Source organism: Streptomyces tubercidicus (assembly GCF_027497495.1).
Taxonomy (GTDB): domain Bacteria; phylum Actinomycetota; class Actinomycetes; order Streptomycetales; family Streptomycetaceae; genus Streptomyces; species Streptomyces tubercidicus.
In genome coordinates this window covers 4,344,304-4,362,472 of the sequence record NZ_CP114205.1, presented here as the reverse complement: position 1 = coordinate 4,362,472, position 18,169 = coordinate 4,344,304, and the positions used below count along the sequence as shown (strand labels likewise).

Genomic DNA, 18,169 nt, shown 5'->3' with positions numbered 1-18,169 from the left:
GCTGAACTTACGCCCTCCCTACAACCGGTCAATTTAATATGTGCAATTGCACCGCCCAGGAGGTGGCTCCCGGAAGGGGGTTCGGGGTCCGCACGGAAAGGCCCCGACAGGGCCCGTGAAGACCCCCTGGCGGCCACCCGGGACGGCGTCGGCGCCAGGGCGACCCGACCGCTCTGACGGGCCCTGAAGCGGGCGCACACAAAAAAATCGCGCTGGACCCGGCGGAGTCCAGCGCGATCGATGACGTACCCAAATGGAGCAGGTATGGGGCCTGTGGGGCAGGCGCCGCGTCATATGAAGCTGTGTGAAGCGTGGTGAAGCGGTCGAGCGGTGTGACGCAAAGCGGACGCTTTCGGGTTGGGGGCCCCGAAAACGACCTGGTTATGCGGTTGTTCAGGCCTCGCTGCGCTGCTGCGGAATGCCCGCGAGCAGTGCGCGGACCTCAGCCTCGCGGTAACGCCGGTGTCCTCCGAGCGTGCGGATGGACGTGAGCTTGCCTGCCTTGGCCCAGCGGGTCACCGTCTTCGGGTCCACGCGGAACATCGTGGCAACCTCAGCGGGGGTAAGCAGCGGCTCGGCGTCAGGGGTGCGAGCGGTCATGAGCGGCCTCCTCGGGAGAACCGAACCATCACGGTTCTTTCCTCTAAATTCTGCACCTTGACCCACGTTGCCCGAAATGGCGGACGCGGGCCGAGTCGGTTATAGGACGAACGGCTTGTCCTCGGCACTACAACTACACCATCTGTCCAGCCACGTCGGCCAAACCGATGGAATTGCCCTCTCAGGTGTTCAACCTCGGCGGATGCCGATGGACCGTGCCATAGCGGACAGTCACCCGTCCGTGACGATCAGTCACAGCGTGATCAGCCGCCACGAGACCCCTCAAGGAACGCAATACCGATCTATCCGCCCTTAGTTGGACGGAAGGAGCCCAGGGCGGGCCCCTTGTCCTATTTTGGCACGAGGGTATGGCTTGAGAGCAAGACCCGAAGTCAGTGCTTTAGGTCACGCTTGAGGCAATCGCCCGGATCGGGACCTACGTCCCTTACCGTCCGACCACCGAAAAGCGAACGCGGAGGTTCCGCATCACGAACCTTTTCACGGCGCCCGCGCTCAGCTGGAGAACTGACGTTCCCGCACCGCACGCCACCGCTGGGAAAGCTTCTCGTACGCGACTCCGGCCCGCTCGCCGTCCCCCTCGCGCAGCGCCGCCAGCCCCTCCGCCACGTCGGCGGCGGAACGGTCCTCGGCGAGCTGCCCTTCGGGCACCGCGTGCACCAGCCCTCCGTAATCCAGCTCCACGAGCGAACGCGGGTGGAATTCCTCAAGCCAGCGCCCCACATCTACCAGGCCGTCGATCAAGGGCCCCTCTTCCAGGGCGTCCCGCAGCGTCCGCAGCCCACGGGCGACCCGCCGCCGCGCCTGCACCATCGGCATCCGGTAGCGCAGCACCGGCCCCTGCTCACCCTTCGTGTACTCCCGCTCGCCGTCGGTGAACAGCACGAACCAGCGGACCGGGACATGCCAGGCCGCCCCGCGGATCCAGGGCCTGGCGTCCGGATTGCGCTCCCGCCACTGCTCGTAGTCCGTGGCCGCCTGCCGGCGCACCACCGGGGGCAGCGCCGCATCCAGCACCGAGGCCGGCAGCAGCTCGTCCAGCGCCTCCAGGGCCTGCCAGCCGCGCAGCCGGGTGCGCCACGGACAGACGCAGGTCACCTCGTTCACGACGGCGATGAAGGCGTCCGCGCTCTCGTGGACCGGCACCGGCACGGGCGGGGTCGGCAGCAGGTCCGCCAGCGCCCGGCGCTGCTCGTCCTGGGCGGTGGGAGTCTTCTCCCGCTTGGCATAGCGGGCCCAGTGGCTGCGCTCCGGCTCGGGGAACGCAGCCAGCGGCTCGTAGACCCGCAGATATGCCATGTACGGGACCTTCACCGACGACGCCAGGGCCACGCCCGCTCCTTCAAAGGGAAGTCCACCGCCGGGAGATCCCGAGGGCCCCCGCCGGCCTGCGATACGACCAGATCGTCCCATGCCCGTCCCCCGGGAGAGGGTGATCCTCGGCACCCGACCGATCAACCGGCGGCGCAGGTCTTACGCTCTTTGCAACCGGCCCTCCCCCACCCGTAGGAGGGCGTCCTTCGCGACTTATGGGAGTCACCACCGTGACTGACGTACGTCCGGCCCACGCCGGCACCGACGGCGGCGTTCTGCACACCCTGTTCCGGTCGGAGCAGGGGGGCCATGAGCAGGTCGTTCTCTGCCAGGACCGTGCCAGCGGCCTGAAGGCCGTGATCGCCATCCACAGCACCGCTCTGGGCCCCGCCCTGGGTGGTACCCGCTTCCATGCCTACGCCTCCGAGGAGGAGGCCGTGCTGGACGCCCTGAACCTGTCGCGCGGCATGTCCTACAAGAACGCCCTCGCCGGGCTGGACCACGGCGGCGGGAAGGCTGTGATCATCGGTGACCCCGATCTGATCAAGACCGATGAACTCCTGCTCGCCTACGGCCGGTTCGTGGCCTCCCTCGGCGGCCGCTACGTCACCGCCTGCGACGTCGGTACGTACGTCGCCGACATGGACGTCGTGTCCCGTACGAACAAGTGGACCACCGGTCGCTCCCCGGCCAACGGCGGCGCCGGTGACTCCTCCGTCCTGACCGCCTACGGCGTCTTCCAGGGCATGCGCGCCTCGGCCCAGCACGCCTGGGGTGATCCGACGCTGCGCGGCCGCAAGGTGGGCATCGCGGGCGTCGGCAAGGTCGGGCACCTCCTCGTCGAGCATCTCCTCCAGGACGGTGCCGAGGTCGTGATCACGGATGTCCGGGCCGACTCGGTCGATCGCGTCCTCGCCAAGTACCCGCAGGTCACCGCGGTCGCGGACACCGAGGCGCTGATCCGTACCGAGGGCCTGGACGTCTATGCGCCGTGTGCGCTGGGCGGTGCGCTGAGCGATGAGTCGCTGCCGGTGCTGACCGCGAAGGTGGTGTGCGGCGCGGCCAACAACCAGCTCGCCCACCCCGGCGTCGAGAAGGATCTGTCCGACCGCGGCATCCTCTACGCCCCCGATTACGTGGTGAACGCGGGCGGGGTCATCCAGGTGGCCGACGAGCTGCACGGCTTCGACTTCGACCGCTGCAAGATCAAGGCGGCGAAGATCTTCGACACCACCCTGGCGATATTCGCTCGTGCGAAGGCCGACGGCATTCCGCCTGCCGCGGCCGCCGACCGCCTGGCCGAGCAGCGGATGGCGGAGGCCCGGCGCGGCTGACCGTGGCCGGAAATGCGGCCTTGTCGGCCGGAAAGCGTGCCGTGTGCGGCCCGCCACGGGTGATCAGGGAGACATCCCTCACCACCCGTCGGCGGGTCGCCGTACAAGACAGGTTAAAATCGCAGTTGACCAGCGGGGACGGGGCACCTCGAAGGTCGTGCCGAGCGGCGGGTGATGCGGGCGACGTACCGTATGGCCGCGGAAGCAGGTACCGTTAAAGCCCTACGGGCCGGTCTCTCTGTCGAGAGTCCGCTCTGATCCATGAACGCGTGTCAAGACTCTGGGGCCATCGAGCCCCGTCATTGAGGGGGTCGACCCATGGGGCGCGGCCGGGCCAAGGCCAAGCAGACAAAGGTCGCCCGCCAGCTGAAGTACAGCAGCGGTGGGACGGATCTCTCACGACTGGCCGACGAGCTGGGTGCATCACCGTCGAACCAGCAGCCTCCGAACGCAGAGCCGTTCGAGGAGGACGAGGACGACGACCCGTACGCACGGTACGCAGAGCTGTACAACGACGACGAAGAGGACGAGGGCGACTCGTCAGACCAGCGTCGTCGCGCTTGAGTCTCTGCGCTCGCGGCACCCATAACAGCATCGCGGACCCGGTCCTGGCTTTTGCCCGGACCGGGTTCTGTGCTGCCCGGATAACTCCGTCCGGATAGCCGTGCGGCGGGCCGCCGCACCGACGGCTGCCGGGGACGGGCGGCCCCTCCCCCGGCCCGGTCCGGCCAGGGGCGAGGCTCGGTACGTCAGCTCGCGTAGTCACCGGTCAGGGTCACTGCCTCGGCGCGGTCACCGCGCTCGACGATCTCGCCGCTGACCCAGGCGTCCACACCGCGGTCGGCGAGCGTGGTCAGCGCGGCCTCCACCGACCCCTGCGGGACGACGGCGATCATGCCGACGCCCATGTTCAGGGTCTTCTCCAGCTCCCCGCGCTCCACCGAGCCGGCCGAACCGACCAGGTCGAAGACCGGGCCCGGCGTCCAGGTGGCACGGTCGACCGTGGCGTGCAGACCGTCCGGGATCACCCGGGCGAGGTTGTTGGCCAGACCGCCGCCGGTGATGTGCGAGAAGGCGTGCACCTCGGTCGTACGGGTCAGCGCCAGGCAGTCCAGCGAGTAGATCTTGGTGGGCTCCAGCAGCTCCTCGCCCAGGGTGCGGCCGAACTCCGGGATCTCCCGGTCCAGGGCCATGCCCGCCCGGTCGAACAGCACATGACGGACCAGCGAGTACCCGTTCGAGTGAAGGCCGGAGGACGCCATGGCGATCACCGCGTCCCCCGTACGGATGCGATCCGCGCCCAGCACCCGGTCCGCCTCGACGACGCCCGTACCGGCGCCGGCGACATCGAACTCGTCCGCGCCCAGCAGTCCCGGGTGCTCCGCGGTCTCGCCGCCGACCAGCGCGCAGCCGGCCAGCACACAGCCCTCGGCGATGCCCTTGACGATCGCGGCGACCCGCTCCGGGTAGACCTTGCCCACGCAGATGTAGTCGGTCATGAACAGCGGTTCGGCGCCGCAGACGACCAGGTCGTCGACGACCATGCCGACGAGGTCGTGGCCGATGCTGTCGTAGACGCCCATCTTGCGGGCGATGTCGACCTTGGTACCGACGCCGTCGGTGGCGGAGGCCAGCAGCGGGCGCTCGTACCGCTTCAGCGCCGAGGCGTCGAAGAGGCCGGCGAAGCCGCCGAGCCCGCCGACGACCTCGGGGCGGGTGGCCTTCTTCACCCACTCCTTCATCAGGTCCACGGCGCGGTCGCCGGCTTCGATGTCGACGCCCGCGGCTGCGTAGCTTGCACCGGAGGATTCAGCGGACATGGCTGAGCACTTTCCTGTCGTGTGTATGACGAGCTCTACGGGCGACGCAGTGCGTCGGCGCCGCCGACCCCGGCCGTGAGCGTCTGGACGCCGTCCACGTCGGACTTCGCCGGTGCCGCGGTCTCCGACTCCAGGAGGTGCTTCCCCAGCAGCTCCGGGTCGGGCAGCTCCATCGGGTACTCGCCGTCGAAGCAGGCGCGGCACAGATTCGGCTTGGCGATCGTGGTCGCCTCGATCATGCCGTCGATCGAGATGTACGCGAGCGAATCGGCGCCCAGCGACTTGCCGATCTCCGCCACGCTCAGCCCGTTGGCGATCAGCTCCGCACGGGTGGCGAAGTCGATGCCGAAGAAGCACGGCCACTTGATCGGCGGGGACGAGATCCGGATGTGGACCTCGGCGGCGCCGGCCTCGCGCAGCATCCGGACCAGGGCGCGCTGGGTGTTGCCGCGGACGATCGAGTCGTCGACGACCACCAGGCGCTTGCCGCGGATGACTTCCTTGAGCGGGTTGAGCTTGAGGCGGATACCGAGCTGGCGGATGGTCTGCGAGGGCTGGATGAAGGTCCGGCCGACGTAGGAGTTCTTGACCAGGCCGGAGCCGTAGGGGATGCCGCTGGCCTCGGCGTAGCCGACGGCGGCGGGGGTGCCGGACTCCGGGGTCGCTATCACCAGGTCCGCGTCGGCCGGCGCCTCGGCGGCCAGCTTGCGGCCCATCTCCACACGGGAGAGGTACACATTGCGGCCGGCGATGTCGGTGTCCGGGCGGGCCAGGTAGACGTACTCGAAGACGCAGCCCTTGGGGCGGGCCTCGGCGAAGCGGGTGCTGCGCAGGCCGTCCTCATCGATGGCGACCATCTCGCCGGGCTCGATCTCCCGGATGAAGCTGGCGCCGCAGATGTCGAGGGCGGCGGTCTCGGAGGCCACCACCCAGCCGCGCTCCAGGCGGCCGAGGACCAGCGGGCGGATGCCCTGCGGGTCGCGGGCGGCATAGAGCGTGTGCTCGTCCATGAAGCAGAGCGAGAAGGCGCCCTTGACCTTGGGCAGGACGCGCGGGGCGGCCTCCTCCACGGTCAGCGGCTTGCCGTCCTCGTCGACCTGGCCGGCCAGCAGGGCCGTCACCAGGTCGGTGTCGTTGGTGGCCGCGACCTGGGTCGCGCGGCCGCCCTCACGGGGCAGCGCGGCGACCAGATCCGCCAGCTCGGCGGTGTTGACCAGGTTGCCGTTGTGGCCGAGCGCGATCGAGCCGTGCGCGGTCGCACGGAACGTCGGCTGGGCGTTCTCCCACACCGAGGCACCGGTGGTGGAGTAGCGGGCATGGCCCACGGCGATATGGCCCTGGAGGGAACCGAGCGAAGTCTCGTCGAAGACCTGGGAAACCAGGCCCATGTCCTTGAAGACGAGGATCTGGGAGCCGTTGCTCACCGCGATGCCCGCGGACTCCTGTCCACGGTGCTGCAGCGCATACAGCCCGAAATAGGTGAGTTTGGCGACCTCTTCACCCGGAGCCCAGACACCGAAGACGCCGCAAGCGTCCTGGGGGCCCTTCTCGCCGGGGAGCAGGTCGTGGTTGAGTCGTCCGTCACCACGTGGCACGGCACCGAGTCTAGGGCAGGTCGCGCATTCATCCGAACCAGGGAGGGTCGCGGACCTGGATGAGTGCATAAATGCGGGGCCGGGGTGCTTGACGTGCCCACGCGGCCCGGAGGGCGGCCCGCGGGCCGCGCACGCCTCGGATCCCTTGGCCCACCTGGTGCGCCGCCGGGCGCGGGGCCCGCGGCGCCGACCGTGTGGATCTTGCGGCTCGGGGGCGCGGCCCGCTTCCGTGTGAGATGCGCGACGCCCCCGCGCCCGTCAGCTCAGCAGCGGCAGACAGCCGCCGAGGTCGGACCGCTCGCCGCTGGCGCTGACGGTCGCCGCTTCCCGCTCCTCGGCCCAGGTCGTACGGCCGGTGGCCAGCCGGATCCAGGTCAGCGGGTCGGTCTCGACGACGTTCGGCGGGGTGCCGCGTGTGTGCTTGGGGCCCGCCACGCACTGCACCACGGCGAACGGCGGAATGCGCAGCTCCACCGATCCGCCGGGGGCCCGGTCCGCCAGGGTGTCGGCCAGCAGCCGGGTGGTGGCGGCCAGGGCCTGGCGGTCGAAGGGGATCTTCGTGCCGGTCGCCGCCGCGAGGTCGTCGGTGTGCACGACGAGTTCGAGGCAGCGGGTGACGAGGAAGTCGGCCAGCGGCATCGCGCCCGGCAGGACCGGCAGCAGCCGGTCGTCCGGCTCCGGCGCGACGGCCTCGGCGAACTCCGCGGCGGTGCGTTCCAGCAGCTCCACGGGGTCGTGCGCGCCGGCCAGGGCGCGGGTGCGCTCGTCGACGTCCAGGGCGCGCGGCGCGGCCGCCGACGGCCACTCCAGCAGGGTGGCCTCCGCCCGCGCCGGAACCGGGCGCTCAAGGCTGCGCGCCACGCTCCCCACGGCCATGGACAGATGCGCCACCAGCTCGCGCACCGTCCAGTCGCCGAGCCGGGTCGGCAGCGCCAACTGGCCGGGCGTGAGGGCGCGTACGGCCTCCTGGACGTGAGCGAGCTGGGCCGCGACGGCGGTACGGGTCTTCTTCGGGTCGTACCGGCGGGGGCGCGGCTTCCGGGCGGCAGGAGGCATGTACGTCAGCCTACGAGGCGCCACTGACAGCCGTCTTCGGATTCGGGGCCGTCGGCCGCTCAGCCCGCCGGTGTCGTCAGCGGCTTCCCGGCCTCGAATGTCTCGCCGTTGCGCGGGACGCCGATGCCCTGCCAGGTGAACGGAAGGCCATCGGCGACGACCGGGTCGGCGGCGTCCATGAGCTGGAAGTGGACGTGCGGCTCACTGCTGTTGCCGGAGTCGCCGCACTGGCCGACGGTCTGTCCGGTCCGCACCCGGTCGCCCGTACGGACGGTGAGGGAACCGCGGCGGACATGGGCGTAGAGCGCGTAGACGCCGTCGCCCAGGTCGAGGACCACATGGTTGCCGATCAGCCGGCGGCCGCTGCCGAGCGTGCGGGCGGGGCCTTCGAGGGCGAGCAGATAGACGGCCGCGGGCCAGGACGTCCGGCTGAGATGGTCGCGCTGGCCGTCCTCGGCACGGACGACGGTGGCGTCGGCGACGGCGAGCAGGGGTGCGCCGAAGGCCGGGAAGTCCTCGTTGCGGCGGACCAGGGGCCACCAGCCGAAGGCCGGCCGGGAGTTCGGCTCCGGTTCCGCCACGATGTCGATCGCGTACGCCTGCCCGTAGGCCCGTGTGCCATGGCTGGGGACCTTGTCGGCGGGGCTGTTCAGGGCCTTCCAACGGCCGGTGACGGGAGCGGCGACCGCCACCGGCTCGTGGACCGGACCCGTCACGCCGTCCCCTTCCGCACGGGCCGCCCGGCGGTTCACCCCGAACCCGATCGCTATCCAGAGGCCCAGCGGAACCCAGCCCCACCAATACGGGATGTCGACGAAAAAGCGCGCCCCGACGAGCGCGAGGAAGAGGAGCAGGCAGGCGCGGGCGGCGATCCTGCAGAGCTTGCGCACAGTGGTGGACTTCATTCCGACTCCCCCGTGAGGTCGGTGTGGCCGGGCGTCAGCACCCGGCGGCGGTCAGCATCACCAGCAGGGATACCACGCGGGCGGCCATGGGTGTCCGCGCGGGAAAGCGGCGACGGTCCGTCCCCAGGGCGGGGACGGACCGTCGGACCGTCAGTGGGGGCACGGCGCGGCGCCCCGGCTCCGTCTCAGGCGATCAGACCCGGGATCGTCGCCTCGTGCGACTCCTTCAGCTCGCTCAGCGGGATGCTGAACTGCCCCTGGACGTCGATCTCTTCGCCGTCGATCACGCCGATCCGGGTCGCGGGCAGCCCCCGGGCACCGCACATGTCGGTGAAGCGGAGCTCCTCGCTGCGCGGGACGGCGACGACCGCACGGCCCGCCGACTCGGAGAACAGCAGGACGAACGGGTCCAGCCCGTCCGGAACGACGAGGCGGGCGCCCTTGCCGCCGCGCAGACACGACTCCACCAGGGCCTGGATCAGACCGCCGTCGGAGAGGTCGTGCGCGGCGTCGATCATGCCGTCCCGGGAGGCCGAGATCAGCACCTCCGCCAGCAGGCGCTCGCGCTCCAGGTCCACCTGCGGGGGCAGACCGCCGAGGTGGTCGTGCACGACCTGCGACCAGGCCGAGCCGCCGAGCTCCTCGCGGGTGTCACCCAGGAGGTAGACCAGCTGGCCCTCTTCCTGGAAGGCGATCGGCGTACGGCGGGTCACATCGTCGATGACACCGAGCACCGCGACGACCGGGGTCGGGTGGATCGCCACCTCGCCGGTCTGGTTGTACAGCGAGACATTGCCGCCGGTGACGGGCGTGCCGAGGGTCTGGCAGGCGTCGGCGAGACCGCGGGTGGCCTCGGCGAACTGCCACATCACGGCCGGGTCCTCGGGCGAACCGAAGTTCAGGCAGTCGGAGACCGCCAGCGGCTTGGCACCGGACGCGGCGACATTGCGGTACGCCTCGGCCAGCGCCAGCTGCGCGCCCGTATAGGGGTCGAGCTTGGCGTAGCGACCGTTGCCGTCGGTGGCGAGTGCGACGCCGAGGTTGGTGTCCGCGTCGATGCGGACCATACCGGCGTCCTCCGGCTGCGCCAGGACGGTGTTGCCCTGCACGAACCGGTCGTACTGGTCGGTGATCCACGCCTTGGATGCCTGGTTGGGCGAGGCCACCAGCTTCAGGACCTGCGCCCGCAGTTCCTCCGCGGTCGCCGGGCGGGCCAGCTTGGCCGCGTCGTCGGCCTGGAGGGCGTCCTGCCAGTCGGGGCGTGCGTACGGGCGCTCGTAGACCGGGCCCTCATGGGCGACGGTGCGCGGCGGCACGTCCACGATCTGCTCGCCGTGCCAGAAGATCTCCAGCTGCGAGCCGTCCGTCACCTCACCAATGACGGTGGCGATGACATCCCACTTCTCGCAGATCTCCAGGAAGCGGTCGACCTTGCCGGGCTCGACGATCGCGCACATGCGCTCCTGGGACTCGCTCATGAGGATTTCCTCGGGCGAGAGGGAGGAGTCGCGCAGCGGCACGGTGTCCAGCTCGACGCGCATACCGCCGGAACCGGCCGAGGCCAGCTCGCTGGTGGCGCAGGACAGCCCGGCGCCGCCGAGGTCCTGGATACCGTCGACCAGGTCTTCCTTGAAGATCTCCAGGGTGCACTCGATGAGCAGCTTCTCCTGGAAGGGGTCACCGACCTGGACGGCGGGGCGCTTGGTGGGCTTGGAGTCATCGAAGGTCTCCGAGGCCAGCACGGAGACACCGCCGATGCCGTCGCCGCCGGTGCGGGCGCCGTAGAGGATGACCTTGTTGCCCGCGCCGGACGCCTTGGCGAGGTGGATGTCCTCGTGCTTCATGACGCCGATGCAGCCGGCGTTGACCAGCGGGTTGCCCTGGTAGCAGGCGTCGAAGACGACCTCGCCACCGATGTTGGGCAGACCCAGGCAGTTGCCGTAGCCGCCGATTCCGGCCACCACGCCCGGCAGGACGCGCTTGGTGTCGGGGTGGTCGGCGGCGCCGAACCGCAGCGGGTCCACGACCGCAACCGGGCGGGCACCCATGGCGAGGATGTCGCGGACGATGCCGCCGACGCCGGTGGCCGCGCCCTGGTAGGGCTCGATGTACGAGGGGTGGTTGTGGGACTCCACCTTGAACGTGACGGCGTAACCCTGGCCGACGTCGACGACACCGGCGTTCTCGCCGATGCCGACGAGGAGGGCGTCGTTCTCGGGGACCTTCTCGCCGAACTGCTTCAGATGGACCTTGCTGCTCTTGTAGGAGCAGTGCTCGGACCACATCACCGAATACATGGCGAGTTCGGCGCCGGTGGGACGGCGGCCGAGAATCTCCCGGATGCGCCGGTACTCGTCCTGCTTCAGGCCGAGTTCGGCCCACGGCTGGTCGGTGTCCGGCGTCTCGGCCGCGTGCTTGACGGTGTCGAGGCTGTGCTTAATGGTGCCCTCGCTTCGCTCGGCCATCATGCGTTGACCAGCTTCTTCAGGATCGAGGTGAAGAATCCGAGGCCGTCGGTACGGCCCGTACCGATCAGCGGTTCCACGGCGTGCTCGGGGTGCGGCATGAGGCCGACGACATTGCCCGCCTCATTGGTGATGCCGGCGATATCGCGGAGCGAGCCGTTGGGGTTGCCGTCCAGGTAGCGGAAGGCGACCCGGCCCTCGGCCTCCAGCATGTCGAGCGTGCGCTCGTCGGCGACGTACCGGCCGTCGATGTTCTTCAGCGGAACGCTGATCTCCTGGCCGGGCGCGTAGTCCGCGGTCCAGGAAGTCTCCGCGTTCTCCACCCGCAGCTTCTGGTCGCGGCAGATGAAGTGCAGATGGTTGTTGCGCAGCATCGCGCCGGGCAGCAGGTGGGTCTCCGTGAGCACCTGGAAGCCATTGCAGATGCCCAGGACGGGCATACCGGCCCTGGCCTGCTCGATAACGGTCTCCATCACCGGCGAGAAACGGGAGATGGCCCCGGCCCGCAGATAGTCGCCGTACGAGAAGCCGCCGGGCAGCACCACGGCGTCGACCTGCTTGAGGTCCTTGTCGCGGTGCCACAGCGGCACCGCTTCCGCTCCGGCCACCCGGACCGCGCGCTGGGTGTCGCGGTCGTCGAGCGTGCCGGGGAAGGTAATGACTCCGATCCGCGAGGTCATGAGTCGACCCGCACGGTGAAGTCTTCGATGACGGTGTTGGCGAGGAAGGTCTCGGCCATCTCATGGATGCGAGCGAGGGCGGCTTCGTCGACCGGACCCTCCACCTCAAGTTCGAAACGCTTGCCCTGACGGACGTCGGCGATCCCCTCGAAGCCCAGGCGTGGCAGTGCGCGCTGCACCGCCTGCCCCTGCGGGTCGAGGATCTCCGGCTTGAGCATGACGTCGACTACGACGCGTGCCACTGGCACTCCCGGTGGTGTGGTGCGTAAGGCGGTGTCCTCACAGTACCGTGTTCGAAAATCTACGCGCATAGATATAGAGTGCGCCCGATCACGGTCCGGTATCGGCGCGAGTGCACCGCAGGAAAAATCCTCGAAAAGATCCGGGGTCCGGATTGCGGGAAGACACGCTGACGAAATTAACTGGGCTTCACAATGCAATGCCCATCGCTGTACAAATGAAAAAGCATTGATCCCAATCAGCCGGATCCGGAGCATCACCCCATGTCAACAAGGGGTTGCTCCCCGAAAGGACCGATATCCGTGGCGCAGCGCGTAGTAGTAACGCTCTCCGATGACATCGACGGAGGAGAAGCCGCAGAGACGGTCACCTTCGGATTGGACGGGAAGTCGTACGAGATCGACCTCAATCCCGCCAATGCGAAGAAACTGCGCGGTGCCCTCGCTCCGTTCGTCGAGGCAGGCCGCAAGCGGGCCAAGTCCGGCAAGGCGTACCACCGGACCGCGGTGAACCCCGACCCCGCGGCCGTCCGCGCCTGGGCCCGCTCCAACCAGATGGACGTGCCCCCGCGCGGCCGGATCCCGAAGAAGGTCTACGAGGCCTTCAACGCCGCCAATCACTGACCGAGTTACCGGCATCCCTCGGCCCGCGCGCAGCCGACTTGCACAGCACCCCTACTGATCAGCTAGAGTCTGGAGCACGCCGAGGGGCGAGGCCGAAAGGCCGGACCTCACGGAGTCACGCGGGTGTAGCTCAGTAGTAGAGCGCCCCCTTTCCAAGGGGGAGGCGCAGTGTGCAATCCCTGTCACCCGCTCTGACAGCTCGACCTTCCTAAAGGATCAGGTAGAGTAGCTGTCGCGCCGCTCGGTGAAAGCCGAGTGGATGCCTGCGGACGTAGCTCAGTTGGTAGAGCGCAACCTTGCCAAGGTTGAGGTCGCGAGTTCGAGCCTCGTCGTCCGCTCAGATAAAGAAGGCCCCGGTCATTGCGACCGGGGCCTTCTTTCTTTGGCATCGCCTCTTCTCCTTCCCTCCCTCCTCGCCGGGGCAACTGACATTTGTCATCAGCTGCGATGACAGCCCGCACTGCCGGAAAGCTTGATCCGGCGGAACGCTGGACTCATGGACATCGGGGAGAAAACCATCGGGGGCGTCGGCCGCGGCGGCGCCGCAAGCGCCGGCTTCGGGGGCGGTGTGATCGAAGTCACCGGTCTCCGCAGGAGTTATGGCTCGGCCGGGCGGCGCGGGAGCGGTCCGCGGGAGCGGAGCGAGCACGAGGGGCGGGGCGGGCACGAGGAACGGGGCGGGCGGCGGAGTTTCGAGGCCGTGCGCGGTATCGACTTCTCCGTCGAGCGCGGGGAGCTGTTCGCGCTTCTGGGGACCAATGGCGCGGGCAAGACCTCCACTCTCGAACTGCTGGAGGGCCTGGCGCCGCCGACGGCCGGGCAGGTCCGGATCCTTGGCCATGACCCGTTCCGGGAGCGGCGCAAGGTGCGGCCCCATGTCGGCGTCATGCTCCAGGAGGGCGGCTTCCCCGCCGAGCTGACGCCCGCGGAGACCGTGCGCATGTGGGCGGGGTGCACCAGCGGGGCGCGCCCGGTCGGCGAAGCTCTCGCCTCCGTGGGGCTGGAGGGGCGCAAGGACGTACGGGTCAAACAGCTCTCCGGCGGTGAGCGGCGGCGGCTGGATCTGGCCCTGGCGCTGCTGGGGAGGCCCGAGGTGCTGTTCCTGGACGAGCCGACGACCGGTCTGGACACCGAAGCGCGCCACACCACATGGGAGTTGGTGCGCGGGCTGCGGGACTCTGGGACCACGATCGTGCTGACCACGCACTATCTCGAAGAGGCCGAGGAGCTGGCGGACCGGCTGGCGATCATGCACGAGGGGCGGATCGCGGCCGCGGGACATGTCGCGGACGTGGTCGCCGCACACCCCTCGCACATCTCCTTCGAGCTGCCCATCGGATTCCATCTCGGCGATCTTCCCCCGCTGGGGGAACTGGGCGTCCTCGGTCATGAGACGGACGGGCGCACGGTCCGGCTGCGGACGGACGAACTGCAGCGGGCCGCGACCGGCGTCCTGCTCTGGGCGCAGGACAAGGGGATAGCGCTCGGAAATCTGGACGTCAGGTCCGCATCGCTGGAAGAGGCATTTCTGCACATCGCAAAGGGGCTGGAGAACTCATGAGTGCAAGCGTGCGGGAAACCGGCGGTTTCGAACGGGCCGGAACACCCTCGGAGACCGGGGCCGCGGCGCGTCTTCTCGCCCTGGGGCGGGCCGAGTTGGCGCTTCTCGGCCGCAACAAGACCGCGCTGACGACCGCGGTGCTCATCCCGGTCGCCCTGGCGTTCGCCATGAAAGGCGCGGTCGAGGAAATGGTGTCCGGCACCGGGCTGTCGGCCGGGACGGTGCTGCTGCCCGCGACCCTCGGGTACGTCCTGCTCTTCGCCGTCTACTCCAGCCTCACCAGCTCGTACACCGCGCGGCGCGAAGAGCTGGTCCTGAAGCGGCTGCGTACCGGGGAGCTGCTGGACCGGGAAATACTGGCCGGCACCGCGCTGCCGTCGGTACTGCTCGGCCTGGTGCAGTGTGTCCTTCTGGTGGTCCTGGGCGGACTGGTCCTGGACGCCGGTATGCCCACCGCGCCGCATCTCCTGGTCGCCGGTGTGGTGCTCGGGATGGCCGTGGTCGTGGGGTTCGCCGCGCTGTCCTCCGTTCTCGCCAAGTCGGCCGAGGCCTCCCAGATCGCCGTGCTCCCCTTCATGATGGTGTCGCTGGCGGGGTCCGGGATGGTCGTCCCGCCGGACATCCTCCCGGAGCGCGTGGCCTCCGTGCTCGAACTGCTTCCGCTGTCACCGGCGATGGAGCTGATACGGGCAGGCTGGACCGGGGGCGAGGGCCTCAAGGAGACGCTGGGGCCGCTGCTCACCGGCTTGGCCTGGACCGTGCTCGCGTTGTTTGCTGTCCAGCGGTGGTTCCGCTGGGAGCCGAGGCGCTAGCTGTGTAAGACGATCGGGACGACGGGGGCGGGCAGCGGATGATCGACAAGCTACGGGCGGTGTGGCGGCGGCGGGGCCGGATGGCCATGATCGACGCCTACTTCCGCGTCAGTCTGTACCTCCTCCCCTGGCTTCCCGTGCTCGGCGGGGTGACGCCCGTCATGAGCGCAACGGGCGGCGCCCCGTTGCAGGTGACCTTCGCCGGTGTCGCCATGGGGCTGAATGTGGCTCAGGGCGCGCTGGCCGTACCGCTGCTGAACCGCGCGCTGGACCGCTATCTGGAACGGGGGACGACCCCGCGCAGCCTGTTGCTCGTCTCGGCCGTGCTGACCCTCGTCGCCGAGATCGCGTTGTTCGGGCTGCTCACCGTCAACGGCACCGCCGACAAGGAGAGGTTGAGTGCGGTGGCGGTGGCGATGGGCGCGACCCTCACGCCGTTCTTCATGGCCCACAGCCTGGTGGTGTCCAAGCGGAAGTTCCTGGCCGCGCTGGCCGGCGGCGGGGCGGTCATGGCGCTGCTCATGCTGCTCACGGGTTCCCGGCTGGGCGCCCTGGGCATGGCGGTCCTGTTGTTCTTCGCCGGTGTGTGGAGCCTTCTGCTGGCGCGGCCCACGGGCTGGCTGCTCGGCGTGATCTGGAAGCTGGACGCGGCACGCGGCACCGAGACCCGGCTCGCGATCGCCGAGGAGCGGCTGCGGTTCAGCCGGGATCTGCACGATGTGATGGGCCGGAATCTGGCGGTGATCGCCCTCAAGGGCGAGCTGGCGGTGCAGCTGGCGCGGCGGGAGCGGCCGGAGGCCGTGGAGCAGATGGTGGAGGTGCAGCGGATCGCCCAGGAGGCGCAGCGGGAGGTCCGGGAGGTGGTGCGCGGCTATCGGAAGGCCGATCTGCAGGCGGAGTTGGCGGGGGCCCGCTCCATCCTGCGGTCGGCCGGGGTGGAGTGCCGTATCGAGGGCGAGGAGGGGACAGAGCTGTCGCCGGAGGTGGAGTCGGCGCTCGGCTGGGTCGTCCGCGAAGGCACCACGAACGTCCTGCGGCATGCCGTGGACGTACGGCGCTGTGCGGTGCGGACCCGGATCGATCCGCACCGCTCGGTGCTCGTGATGACCATCGAGAACGACGGCGTCGCCCGCCCGCCGGACGGGGCCGCCGCCGGTTCGGCCCCCGGCAGCGGCCTCAAGGGACTCCGGGAACGTCTCCGCCCCTTGGGCGGGAGCCTGACATCGAGCCTGGCCCCGAGCGGCCTCTTCCGGCTGACCGTCGAACTCCCGGTGGGCGCGGCGCGTGGGTAGCCGAGGCGGAGCGGGGCTCGTCGCGGTGGGCGGCCGGGGCGGCGGGAGAACGGGATGGAGAGAGAGGTGGCGGGGTGAGTGAGGGGGTGATCCGGGTGTTGCTCGCGGATGATGAGCACCTGATCCGCGGGGCGCTGGCGGCGTTGCTGTCGCTGGAGGACGATCTGCTGGTGGTGGCGGAGGCGGCGACGGGACCGGAGGCGCGGGCGATGGCCCGTGCGCATGAGCCGGATGTCGCGGTGCTGGATCTGCAGATGCCCGGGGCGGATGGTGTGGCGGTCGCCACATGGTTGCGGGATGAGGTGCCGGGCTGCCGGTCGATGATCGTGACGAGTCATGGGCGGCCGGGGCATCTGAAGCGGGCGCTGGAGGCCGGGGTGCGGGGGTTCGTGCCGAAGACGGTGTCGGCGCAGCGGCTGGCGGAGATCATCCGCTCGGTGCATGCCGGAAACCGTTATGTGGACCCGGAGTTGGCGGCGGACGCGATAAGCGCCGGGGAGTCGCCGCTGACGGTCCGGGAGGCGGAGGTACTGGAATGCGCCGAGGCAGGAGGGCCTGTCACGGAGATCGCGGCGCGGGCCTCGCTGTCGCCGGGGACGGTGCGGAACTACCTCTCGTCGGCGACCGCGAAGCTGGGCGCGGAGAACCGTCATGCCGCGGCGCGCATCGCCCGCGAGCGGGGTTGGCTATAGTGGACCCCGCACCGCGCGGCGGCGACTGTTCTCAGGAGCTTTGCGCGGCGCATGCGGACGTAGCTCAGTTGGTAGAGCGCAACCTTGCCAAGGTTGAGGTCGCGAGTTCGAGCCTCGTCGTCCGCTCAGGAAAGGAAAGACCCCGGTCGGTGACCGGGGTCTTTTCCGTTATGCCCAGCTGAGGCCGGTGAGGCGCTGGTAGGCCTCGATGTACTTGGCGCGGGTGCTCGCCACGATCTCGTGCGGGAGGGCCGGCGGCGGCTGCTCGCCCGTACGGTCCCAGGCCGCGGCGGGAGAGGTCAGCCAGTCGCGCACAAACTGCTTGTCGAAGGACGGCTGGGCGCGGCCCGGCTGCCACAGATCGGCCGGCCAGAAGCGCGAGGAGTCGGGCGTCAGGACCTCATCGGCCAGGGTCAGCCGCGCACCGTCGAAGCCGAACTCGAACTTGGTGTCCGCCAGGATGATGCCGCGCTCGCGGGCGATATCGCGGGCCCGCCCGTAGACGGCGAGGGTGGTCTGCCGCAGCTCGGCGGCGACCTCGGCGCCTACCTGGTGGGCGACCTCCTCGTAGGAGACGTTCTCGTCGTGGTCACCGACGGCGGCCTTGGTGGCCGGGGTGAAGATCGGCGCGGGGAGTTCGGAGCCGTCGACGAGACCTTCGGGGAGAGCCAGCCCGCAGACCGTACGGGTCTGCCGGTATTCGGCGAGGCCGGAGCCCGTGAGGTAGCCGCGGGCCACACACTCCACGGGGACCATGTCCAGCGACTTGCAGACCAGGGTGCGGCCCGCCCAGTCGGCCGGAGCGCCGGCCGGGATGTCGGTGGAGAGGACGTGGTGCGGAACGATGTCGGTGAGCTGCTCGAACCACCACAGGGACAGCTGGGTGAGGATGCGGCCCTTGTCCGGGATCTCGGTGGGCAGCACCCAGTCGTAGACCGAGGTCCGGTCGCTGGCGACCATGACCAGCTCACCGGCGGCGTTGCGGTAGAGGTCGCGCACCTTGCCGGTGTGGAGGTGGGTGAGCCCGGGGACCTCCACCGGCTCAGGCTTTTCTACAAAACCGGGCACGCTTCCTCCGCGTAGGTTGATCCAGGAATCCCCTCGATTCTCCCCTACGCACGCCGGAGGTACGGGACGGGGGCCGGATGCGGGCCGGAGGCCG

Annotated in this window: 17 protein-coding genes and 3 tRNA genes; 10 read left to right on the top strand and 10 right to left on the bottom strand. The window is 69.7% G+C overall.

Annotation, left to right across the window (positions count from 1 at the left end):
- Positions 1 to 393 precede the first annotated feature (393 nt).
- Positions 394 to 600, bottom strand: coding sequence for a developmental transcriptional regulator BldC (gene bldC / locus STRTU_RS18990; protein ID WP_003949541.1), 207 nt, complete (start codon positions 598 to 600; stop codon positions 394 to 396).
- 513 nt (positions 601 to 1,113) lie between these two features.
- A complete protein-coding gene (locus STRTU_RS18985; protein WP_159744729.1) occupies positions 1,114 to 1,950 on the bottom strand; it encodes a DUF8083 family protein in 837 nt (278 codons plus the stop codon).
- A 197-nt stretch (positions 1,951 to 2,147) separates the two neighbouring features.
- Here STRTU_RS18985 and STRTU_RS18980 point away from each other — a divergent pair, with 197 nt between their 5' ends.
- Together STRTU_RS18980 and STRTU_RS18975 are read left to right on the top strand one after the other, a co-directional pair.
- Positions 2,148 to 3,266: a Leu/Phe/Val dehydrogenase gene (locus STRTU_RS18980; protein WP_159744728.1), complete on the top strand. Its 1,119-nt coding sequence runs from the start codon at positions 2,148 to 2,150 to the stop codon at positions 3,264 to 3,266.
- A gap of 318 nt (positions 3,267 to 3,584) precedes the next feature.
- Positions 3,585 to 3,830 (top strand): DUF3073 domain-containing protein, encoded by a 246-nt coding sequence (locus STRTU_RS18975; RefSeq protein ID WP_159744727.1) that lies wholly within the window; start codon positions 3,585 to 3,587, stop codon positions 3,828 to 3,830.
- A 185-nt stretch (positions 3,831 to 4,015) separates the two neighbouring features.
- On the opposite strand, the gene purM is transcribed toward STRTU_RS18975, so the two are convergent.
- From purM to purS, 7 genes are all read right to left on the bottom strand, one after another.
- Entirely contained in the window at positions 4,016 to 5,086 is a 1,071-nt protein-coding gene (gene purM, locus STRTU_RS18970; protein ID WP_159744726.1) for a phosphoribosylformylglycinamidine cyclo-ligase, read from the bottom strand.
- A gap of 35 nt (positions 5,087 to 5,121) precedes the next feature.
- Positions 5,122 to 6,681: an amidophosphoribosyltransferase gene (gene purF / locus STRTU_RS18965; protein ID WP_159744725.1), complete on the bottom strand. Its 1,560-nt coding sequence runs from the start codon at positions 6,679 to 6,681 to the stop codon at positions 5,122 to 5,124.
- Positions 6,682 to 6,939: 258 nt separating this feature from the next.
- Positions 6,940 to 7,737 (bottom strand): maleylpyruvate isomerase family mycothiol-dependent enzyme, encoded by a 798-nt coding sequence (locus tag STRTU_RS18960; protein WP_159744724.1) that lies wholly within the window; start codon positions 7,735 to 7,737, stop codon positions 6,940 to 6,942.
- 59 nt (positions 7,738 to 7,796) lie between these two features.
- Positions 7,797 to 8,642: a M23 family metallopeptidase gene (locus STRTU_RS18955; RefSeq protein WP_159744723.1), complete on the bottom strand. Its 846-nt coding sequence runs from the start codon at positions 8,640 to 8,642 to the stop codon at positions 7,797 to 7,799.
- 185 nt (positions 8,643 to 8,827) lie between these two features.
- Positions 8,828 to 11,107 (bottom strand): phosphoribosylformylglycinamidine synthase subunit PurL, encoded by a 2,280-nt coding sequence (purL, locus tag STRTU_RS18950; protein WP_159747063.1) that lies wholly within the window; start codon positions 11,105 to 11,107, stop codon positions 8,828 to 8,830.
- A complete protein-coding gene (gene purQ, locus STRTU_RS18945; RefSeq protein ID WP_159744722.1) occupies positions 11,107 to 11,787 on the bottom strand; it encodes a phosphoribosylformylglycinamidine synthase subunit PurQ in 681 nt (226 codons plus the stop codon). Before purQ ends, purL begins: the two co-directional genes overlap by 1 nt.
- Positions 11,784 to 12,029 carry a phosphoribosylformylglycinamidine synthase subunit PurS gene (gene purS / locus STRTU_RS18940; RefSeq protein WP_042151546.1) on the bottom strand — a complete coding sequence of 82 codons (246 nt, stop codon included), beginning with the start codon at positions 12,027 to 12,029 and terminating at the stop codon, positions 11,784 to 11,786. Before purS ends, purQ begins: the two co-directional genes overlap by 4 nt.
- 300 nt (positions 12,030 to 12,329) lie before the next feature.
- Here purS and STRTU_RS18935 point away from each other — a divergent pair, with 300 nt between their 5' ends.
- The 8 genes from STRTU_RS18935 (at position 12,330) to STRTU_RS18900 (ending at position 17,133) form a co-directional block, all read left to right on the top strand.
- Entirely contained in the window at positions 12,330 to 12,650 is a 321-nt protein-coding gene (locus STRTU_RS18935) for a histone-like nucleoid-structuring protein Lsr2 (RefSeq protein WP_030086195.1), read from the top strand.
- A 119-nt stretch (positions 12,651 to 12,769) separates the two neighbouring features.
- Positions 12,770 to 12,841 (top strand) — tRNA-Gly (locus STRTU_RS18930).
- Positions 12,842 to 12,915: 74 nt separating this feature from the next.
- Positions 12,916 to 12,988: transfer RNA gene (locus STRTU_RS18925), tRNA-Gly, on the top strand.
- Between the two features lie 158 nt (positions 12,989 to 13,146).
- Positions 13,147 to 14,211 carry an ABC transporter ATP-binding protein gene (locus STRTU_RS18920; protein ID WP_159744721.1) on the top strand — a complete coding sequence of 355 codons (1,065 nt, stop codon included), beginning with the start codon at positions 13,147 to 13,149 and terminating at the stop codon, positions 14,209 to 14,211.
- Positions 14,208 to 15,023, top strand: a complete 816-nt coding sequence (locus tag STRTU_RS18915; protein ID WP_159744720.1) for an ABC transporter permease — start codon at positions 14,208 to 14,210, stop codon at positions 15,021 to 15,023. Before STRTU_RS18920 ends, STRTU_RS18915 begins: the two co-directional genes overlap by 4 nt.
- A gap of 38 nt (positions 15,024 to 15,061) precedes the next feature.
- The gene (locus tag STRTU_RS18910; protein ID WP_246240739.1) at positions 15,062 to 16,315 is read left to right on the top strand and encodes a sensor histidine kinase; all 1,254 of its coding nucleotides are present in this window, start codon (positions 15,062 to 15,064) and stop codon (positions 16,313 to 16,315) included.
- A gap of 74 nt (positions 16,316 to 16,389) precedes the next feature.
- Positions 16,390 to 17,007 (top strand): response regulator transcription factor, encoded by a 618-nt coding sequence (locus STRTU_RS18905; RefSeq protein WP_246240736.1) that lies wholly within the window; start codon positions 16,390 to 16,392, stop codon positions 17,005 to 17,007.
- A gap of 53 nt (positions 17,008 to 17,060) precedes the next feature.
- Positions 17,061 to 17,133 (top strand) — tRNA-Gly (locus STRTU_RS18900).
- A 42-nt stretch (positions 17,134 to 17,175) separates the two neighbouring features.
- Here STRTU_RS18900 and STRTU_RS18895 read toward each other — a convergent pair.
- On the bottom strand, positions 17,176 to 18,075 hold the full coding sequence (locus STRTU_RS18895; RefSeq protein ID WP_159744719.1) for a phosphoribosylaminoimidazolesuccinocarboxamide synthase: 900 nt from the start codon (positions 18,073 to 18,075) through the stop codon (positions 17,176 to 17,178).
- Between the last annotated feature and the right edge of the window lie 94 nt (positions 18,076 to 18,169).